This is a genomic window from Saccharomonospora iraqiensis subsp. paurometabolica YIM 90007 (assembly GCF_000231035.2).
Lineage (GTDB): Bacteria > Actinomycetota > Actinomycetes > Mycobacteriales > Pseudonocardiaceae > Saccharomonospora > Saccharomonospora paurometabolica.
This window is the reverse complement of record NZ_KI912250.1, coordinates 140,748-143,996: the sequence shown is the minus strand read 5'-3', so window position 1 is coordinate 143,996 and position 3,249 is coordinate 140,748. Positions and strand designations below refer to the sequence as shown.

The 3,249-nt window shown below is 72.9% G+C and carries 2 protein-coding genes and 1 pseudogene; 1 reads left to right on the top strand and 2 read right to left on the bottom strand.

The window, feature by feature from the left end:
* Positions 1-938 (bottom strand): hypothetical protein (locus tag SACPADRAFT_RS33140; protein ID WP_198048341.1); only part of this gene is annotated, 938 nt, incomplete at its 3' end.
* Between the two features lie 221 nt (positions 939-1,159).
* Positions 1,160-1,945 carry a hypothetical protein gene (locus SACPADRAFT_RS0216750; RefSeq protein WP_007027027.1) on the bottom strand — a complete coding sequence of 262 codons (786 nt, stop codon included), beginning with the start codon at positions 1,943-1,945 and terminating at the stop codon, positions 1,160-1,162.
* 326 nt (positions 1,946-2,271) lie between these two features.
* Here SACPADRAFT_RS0216750 and SACPADRAFT_RS0216745 point away from each other — a divergent pair.
* Positions 2,272-3,249, top strand: a pseudogene (locus SACPADRAFT_RS0216745) (hypothetical protein); the annotation flags it as partial.

Below are 3,249 nucleotides of genomic sequence, written 5' to 3'. Positions count from 1 at the left end.
GTCTCCGGTCCGCCGGTTCCCGTCGCGGCCCGGCTCGCCGTGGTCCGGCCCGCGGCGATCGAACCCGCCACGGATCCGCCCGCGATGATCGCCGCCGCCACCACCGCGGTCACCGTGCCCAGCGCCGCGAGCAGTTCCCACGGGTGCACCTGCTCGGTCAGTGCCGTCCCGACCCAGCCCACGGCCTCCACACCCCAGTCCCAGTGGGTGTTCCACCCGCGGTCCTCGATCCGCTGCCACGTCTGCCCGGTGGCCAGGACGACGGTGCCCCACCAGCCCGCGAGGCCCAACGGTGCCGTCGCCACCGCGACCAGGGGCCACCACCCGGCCCGGTGCCGCCACATCCGCCACAGCGCGGCCGCGACGACGACGGCGAGGAGCACCACCGCGGTGGGCCGGACGAGACCGGCCGCCATGGCGCTCATCCCGGCGAGCACCCATCTGCGGTCGAGCACCCCCACCAGCGCCCAGGTGGCGGCCGCGAGGAACAGGGCCTCGGTGTAGACCATGTTCAGCGTGATCGCCATGGGGGCGCCCGCGGTGAGCGCGACCAGCAGCAGACCCACGGACCGGCGCGTGTCGACGAATCGGGCCAGCCGCACGAGCGCGGGGACAGCGAGCAGACCGGCGGCGGTGGTGACCACGAGGGCGGCCACCGGCGGAGCGGCCCCGAGGGTGGACACGATCGCGATCAGCGCGGGAAGGGCCGGGAAGAAGGCGAACGGCGCGGCCGGGTACGGGTCGCCGTCGATGTCGACGGTGCTGTCCCCGTACCCGCGGTATCCGTGCTCGGCGATGCCGAGGTACCACTGACCGTCCCAGGCGGTCAGCCGGTCCATCAGGGATCCGCCGTCGCCGGCCGCCATGAGCGCCAGGACACCGACCCCGGCCGCCCGCACCGCGAGGTACACCACCACCGGCACGACCCACCCGGGCACGGAGTCCCTCCACCGGGTGCCCCGGAGCCGTGCCGCGAAGGCCCCCTTCCCCGCGTGGGACGCCGTGAAGGCCCCCCTCACGGCACCGGGCGCAGGGAAGGGGACCTTCACGGCACCGGGCGCAGGGAAGGGGGCCTTCACGGCACCGGGCGCGGGGAAGGGGGCCTTCGCGGCGCTCCCGCCCGGGGCCGGGCGGGAGCGCTCGTCGGTCACCGGTGCGATCAACCGGTCACCGGGAGGTGGCCGGGCTGCGGAACCGGCTTCGGGGCCTTGCCGTTCTCGTCCGGCTCGTCACCGGGCAGCTCGTCGTCGCTGGGATCCTCGTCGTCCTCACAGGCGAGGCCGTTGCCGTTGCCGTCGAGGCCGTGCGGGTCCGAGGTGTCCTCGTTGAGGATGTCCTGGGCCTCCTCCCGGGTGAGGCTGTCGCAGTCGTAGACCGGGTCCTGCCCGCCGGGGTCCGTGGGCTCGGTGGGCTGCGACGGGTCCGGCGACGGGTTCGACGACGGGGTCGGGTCCTCCTCCGCGCAGTCGGTGGTGGCTTCCTTCTCCCGGTTCGTGGTGAAGTTCTTCTGCTCGGGGCCACGCTCCACCCACGAGGAGATCGTGACCGAACCCGCACCCTGGTCCTCGGTCAGCTCGTCACCCAGCTCCAGGTGCACCCGCACCTCGTCGCCGTCGGCAGACCCGGCCGGGATCTCGACCTGGTTGTAGACCGGCCCGAATTCCTGCCCCGCACGGGGGCCCTCGGTGATCTCCTGGCCGGTCGCGTCGTCGGGGGTGCCCTCCTCGTCGCCGATCCGGTAGTCACCGAAGAAGGTGTGCTCCGTCGAGTTCTCGAACACGACCGTGGCGACCTTCGTCCCGGCCTCGGTCTCGGCGCATTCGTGGACGTTGATCCAGGTGTTCACCTCACCGGGCAGCTCGCCCGACTGGTCCTGCGCCGAGGCGGGGGTCACGAACGCCAACGCGGCGAGCGCGCCCAGGGGAGCTATGAGCGATTTCCGCATCTTCTTCCGTTCTCTGGTCGAGGGACGTGCCGGAGCACCCGCGGCGCGGGTGGTCCGACCCGGGCGGACCCGGGGGTGTCGCCCGGTCCGGTTCGCCGGTTTCGTCCCGATCGTTCCGGGTGTTCTGTCCACTCGTCCCGGTTGATCTTGCGCTTGTTATCCGGCGTAACTGTTTCGTTGTTCGGAACGTTGCGTCGCGGTGCTGAATTCGCGGGGCCACGGCGGGCCACCGCCCCCACCGACCCCGCCCGCTGCCGACCCGGCGGGACGAACCCGCCATACTGTGCGGACAGGCGGTGCCGGGCGGACGCGACGAAGGAGCGAGGGTGGAATCGATCGCGAGCTCACTGCTCTCGCTCGCCTACCAGCTCTTCCAGCCGGGTTTCTGCCCCGGGGACTGGGCGTGGGCGACCACGATGACGGGCGTGCTCCTCGCCCTGTTCCCGGTGGGCGCGGCCGTGGTCACCGCACTCATGCGGAAGTTCACCGGCAACCGCTACCACGGTGCCCCGTTGTACGCGCTGCTCGGCATCGGCGGTGTGCTGGTGCTGCTCGTGCCGTGGATGCTCGCCACGGGGATCTCCAGCGTGTTCCGCACGGTCTTCGGTGGGGACACCGCCGGGCTGTCGTCCGGCGAGTACGAGGCGATGCAGCAGGAGTACTGCTGGGTCGGCCCACAGGACGAGTACCTCGGGGGCGGTCAGAACGTCTACGAGGCGCTGTTCTACCCGTCCGGTGACACCCTCTCCTACGGGTACCACCTGGCGACGCTGATCGGTCTCCCGTTGCTGACGTTGCTGGCCGTCATCCTGCTGGCCCGCACGGCGATGCGGCGGGGGCCGAAGTGGCCCGGCAGGCTGCTGTGGGTGCCGTTCCTCGGGTTCACGCTGCTCGCGGCCGGGGTCGAGGCCAACACGGCCGTCCACCTGTGGGTGGGGCTGCTGCCCGCGACGGTGCTCGGCGTCATCCCGGTGGCGCTGGTGGGCCCGCCGGGCTGGTCGACGATCGAGAACGCCGACCGCGCACCGGATCCGTCCCAGCGCCGTCCGGAATCGCCCGCACCCGCGCTGCAGCCCTACCGCGAGCCACCCCGCACCGACCAGCGGCGGGACCCGCACCGGGAGCAGCGCTCGCCGCAGGAGCCGGGTGACCCGTCCGCCGAGCGCGCCCGGGACCACCGGCCGCCCCCGTACCAGCCCCCGTCCGAGGAGGAACGCTCCGCGCCGCCGCCACCTCCGCCACCTCCCGGGAACTACGCACCGACCTCGGTGGCCCCGGCCCACGAGGAGGGTGTCCCCAACGGC

Bases quoted from the DNA above. Each gene is read 5' to 3' on its own strand.
- SACPADRAFT_RS0216750 (WP_007027027.1), bottom strand. From the start codon at position 1,945: ATGCGGAAATCGCTCATAGCTCCCCTGGGCGCGCTCGCCGCGTTGGCG.